The organism is Geobacillus sp. YHL, assembly GCF_022341265.1.
GTDB lineage: Bacteria > Bacillota > Bacilli > Bacillales > Anoxybacillaceae > Geobacillus > Geobacillus thermoleovorans.
This window is the reverse complement of record NZ_JAEIGB010000042.1, coordinates 1-3283: the sequence shown is the minus strand read 5'-3', so window position 1 is coordinate 3283 and position 3283 is coordinate 1. Positions and strand designations below refer to the sequence as shown.

The 3283-nt window shown below is 46.7% G+C and carries 1 protein-coding gene and 15 tRNA genes; all 16 read left to right on the top strand.

Features of this window, described 5'->3' with window-relative positions:
* Positions 1-301 precede the first annotated feature (301 nt).
* The 16 genes from JCR24_RS17400 to JCR24_RS17325 all read left to right on the top strand — a co-directional run bounded on the left by JCR24_RS17400 (position 302) and on the right by JCR24_RS17325 (position 3261).
* A tRNA-Asn gene (locus JCR24_RS17400) sits at positions 302-376 on the top strand.
* Between the two features lie 4 nt (positions 377-380).
* Positions 381-471, top strand: a tRNA-Ser gene (locus tag JCR24_RS17395).
* A 14-nt stretch (positions 472-485) separates the two neighbouring features.
* Positions 486-557, top strand: a tRNA-Glu gene (locus tag JCR24_RS17390).
* A gap of 9 nt (positions 558-566) precedes the next feature.
* A tRNA-Val gene (locus JCR24_RS17385) sits at positions 567-642 on the top strand.
* Positions 643-936: 294 nt separating this feature from the next.
* Positions 937-1013 (top strand) — tRNA-Met (locus JCR24_RS17380).
* A gap of 5 nt (positions 1014-1018) precedes the next feature.
* A tRNA-Asp gene (locus JCR24_RS17375) sits at positions 1019-1094 on the top strand.
* A 316-nt stretch (positions 1095-1410) separates the two neighbouring features.
* A tRNA-Phe gene (locus JCR24_RS17370) sits at positions 1411-1486 on the top strand.
* Positions 1487-1656: 170 nt separating this feature from the next.
* Positions 1657-1732, top strand: a tRNA-Thr gene (locus JCR24_RS17365).
* A gap of 6 nt (positions 1733-1738) precedes the next feature.
* Positions 1739-1823 (top strand) — tRNA-Tyr (locus JCR24_RS17360).
* Positions 1824-1832: 9 nt separating this feature from the next.
* Positions 1833-1906 (top strand) — tRNA-Trp (locus tag JCR24_RS17355).
* A gap of 17 nt (positions 1907-1923) precedes the next feature.
* Positions 1924-1996, top strand: a tRNA-His gene (locus tag JCR24_RS17350).
* Positions 1997-2011: 15 nt separating this feature from the next.
* A tRNA-Gln gene (locus tag JCR24_RS17345) sits at positions 2012-2086 on the top strand.
* Positions 2087-2091: 5 nt separating this feature from the next.
* Positions 2092-2163: transfer RNA gene (locus JCR24_RS17340), tRNA-Gly, on the top strand.
* A 9-nt stretch (positions 2164-2172) separates the two neighbouring features.
* A tRNA-Cys gene (locus JCR24_RS17335) sits at positions 2173-2246 on the top strand.
* A 62-nt stretch (positions 2247-2308) separates the two neighbouring features.
* Positions 2309-2393: transfer RNA gene (locus JCR24_RS17330), tRNA-Leu, on the top strand.
* Between the two features lie 127 nt (positions 2394-2520).
* Positions 2521-3261, top strand: coding sequence for a tyrosine-type recombinase/integrase (locus JCR24_RS17325; RefSeq protein ID WP_238981099.1), 741 nt, complete (start codon positions 2521-2523; stop codon positions 3259-3261).
* Positions 3262-3283 lie beyond the last annotated feature (22 nt).

Here is a 3283-nt window from a genome sequence, read left to right as displayed (position 1 = left end):
AAGGCGAAGGTTATTTGACCCCGAGCGGCGGCGAGCCGGAGCTGGACAATGCGAAAAGCGCAGGCGAGCGGCTTCTTCCAACGGTTATCTAGTTTTGAAGGAATGAAAAAACTCTTGACAGCTCAGCGCGAATCATTATAATAGTAAATGTCTAAAGAGATGTCATTTCGCAGCAGCTCAGTGACGAGCATTTGCATCATCGGATGAACTGCGAGTTGCCTCGACGCATCCAGCTTCTTTGAATCGGCTGGCAGAGGAAGAGGCAGGACATCTTGTTGGGAGAATTGACCGTCGTTATGATTCCGCAGTAGCTCAGTGGTAGAGCAATCGGCTGTTAACCGATTGGTCGCAGGTTCGAATCCTGCCTGCGGAGCCATCGTGGAGAGCTGTCCGAGTGGTCGAAGGAGCACGATTGGAAATCGTGTAGGCGTGAATAGCGCCTCAAGGGTTCGAATCCCTTGCTCTCCGCCATGATCCATCAGCATGGCCCGTTGGTCAAGTGGTTAAGACACCGCCCTTTCACGGCGGTAACACGGGTTCGAATCCCGTACGGGTCACTTCTTTGTGGAGGATTAGCTCAGCTGGGAGAGCACTTGCCTTACAAGCAAGGGGTCGGCGGTTCGATCCCGTCATCCTCCACCATCTTAATATAAAAGCTGACTTGCTTTCTCATTCATCGCGAGTTGTCCCGACGCATCCAGCATCTTTGAATCAACTTGTAGAGGAAGAGGCAACGGACAACAACACCAAAAGCATTGTGAACATCAACTTACTTTCTTATCATCGCGGGGTGGGGCAACGAGCCTTTGCTTCATCGAATCCGCTTCGAGTTGCCTCGACGCACCGAGCATCTTTGAATCAGCTGGCAGAGGAAGAGGCAATAAATATTTAAACCGATACTCAGTGTATGATCGAAATAAGTTCATTTTCTATCGTCGCGGGGTGGAGCAGTCCGGTAGCTCGTCGGGCTCATAACCCGAAGGTCGCAGGTTCAAATCCTGCCCCCGCAACCAAAATTGGTCCCGTAGTGTAGTGGTTAACATGCCTGCCTGTCACGCAGGAGATCGCGGGTTCGAGTCCCGTCGGGACCGCCATTCTTTCAAAATTGTGAAAGATGAAAAATACGGCTCAGCAGCTCATTCGGTAGAGACGAGCATCCGCTTCATCGAATTCGCTTCGAGTTGCCTCGACGCATCGAGCGTCTTTGAATCAGCTGGTAGAGGAAGAGGCACAGAGCAATTCAACGAGCGAGTTAAAAAATAATATATGGCTCGGTAGCTCAGTCGGTAGAGACGAGCATCCGCATCGTCGAATCTGCTGCGAGTTGTCCCGACGCACCCAGCTTCTTCGAATTGGCTGGTAGAGGAAGGGACACAAAAGTCATCAACGAACAAGGGAAAAATAAGATACGGCTCGGTAGCTCAGTCGGTAGAGCAAAGGACTGAAAATCCTTGTGTCGGCGGTTCGATTCCGTCCCGAGCCACCACGAAACAACTAGAATAGGTTTGCATGCCGACTTAGCTGAATTGGTAGAGACGAGCATCTGCTTCATCGAATTCGCTTCGAGTTGCCTCGACGCATTCCGCTTCTTCGAATCAGCTGGTAGAGGAAGAGGCACAGAGCTCAACAATGAGCCACCTTCTTCATTCATCTTATGCCGACTTAGCTCAATTGGTAGAGCAACTGAATCGTAATCAGTAGGTTGCGGGTTCAAGTCCTGCAGTCGGCACCATTCCTTGGAGGGGTAGCGAAGTGGCTAAACGCGGCGGACTGTAAATCCGCTCCCTTTGGGTTCGGCGGTTCGAATCCGTCCCCCTCCACCATTTTAACAAAGGGGCATAGTTTAATGGTAGAACAGAGGTCTCCAAAACCTCCGGTGTGGGTTCGATTCCTACTGCCCCTGCCATTCCTATCATGATCATGGCGACTATGGCGAAGTGGTTAACGCACCAGATTGTGGCTCTGGCATGCGTGGGTTCGATTCCCACTAGTCGCCCTTCACTTACAACGTTGGGGTATAGCCAAGCGGTAAGGCAACGGACTTTGACTCCGTGATGCGTTGGTTCGAATCCAGCTACCCCAGCCACGGATGCGGAAGTAGTTCAGCGGTAGAACACCACCTTGCCAAGGTGGGGGTCGCGGGTTCGAGTCCCGTCTTCCGCTCTTGATCAAGGCGGCATAGCCAAGTGGTAAGGCAGAGGTCTGCAAAACCTTTATCCCCGGTTCGAATCCGGGTGCCGCCTCCATATCTAATGAATAAAAAAGTGTTGACAGTTGAAAGATAATTTGGTAAAATGTTGATTGTCGCGCCGATGTGGCGGAATTGGCAGACGCGCACGACTCAAAATCGTGTGGGGTAGCCCCCCGTGTGGGTTCGACTCCCACCATCGGCATCGAAAAACTGATGTATCAAGGATTCCTGCAAGATGCGGGAATCCTTTTTTATTTTATCCTCATACGATTCCCCATTGAAAAATCTGATTCAGTATTCCTCATACGACTTGTCAAAGAGGTGATATTTTGGCAAGGCGTAACAATAATTTATCCCCTGATGAAATTTTTGAAATGCACGCAAATTCTATTCAATCTGATGCTATTGATTTTCAAATAGCACTTGAAAAATTTCTTGAAGATTGCGAAATACGGAATTGTCGTCCTCAAACTATTCAATATTACAGAAATGAATTGTCTGTATTCTATAAGATTCTTCGTGAACAAGAAATAGAAGTTAATGTTTACAGAGTGACACCCGAAATCATTAAACAAAATGTCATTTTGTATATGAAAAATCAAAAGAAATGCAAAACAGTAACAATCAATACTCGGCTGCGTGCATTAAGAGCGTTTTTTAACTTTCTTGAACGAGAAAAAATCATTTCTAAAAAACAAAATCCTTTTCATGAGATTAAACTACTCAAAGACCGAAAGAAAGCAGTGCCGACTTTTACAAAAGAAGAAATTCATATCCTTTTTAAACAACCAAATTTAAGGACTTTTACTGGTGTAAGAGATTTAACTATAATGATGCTCCTTTTAGAAACAGGAATAAGGGCTTCTGAATGTGTGGGGATTCGATTATCAGACATAGACTTTCAGCGTTCACGAATCTTAATTCAAAATACAAAAGGTTACAGACAACGTTATGTGTCGATTCAAAAACAAATGAAAGAACAATTAAAAAAATATTTCAGGCGTGTTGATTATCCAATAAAATCCAAAGGGTATAGAAAAAAGAGCACCTTTCCTGTAGAATGTGAGTAGCGACACAAACAAACCCAGGAGG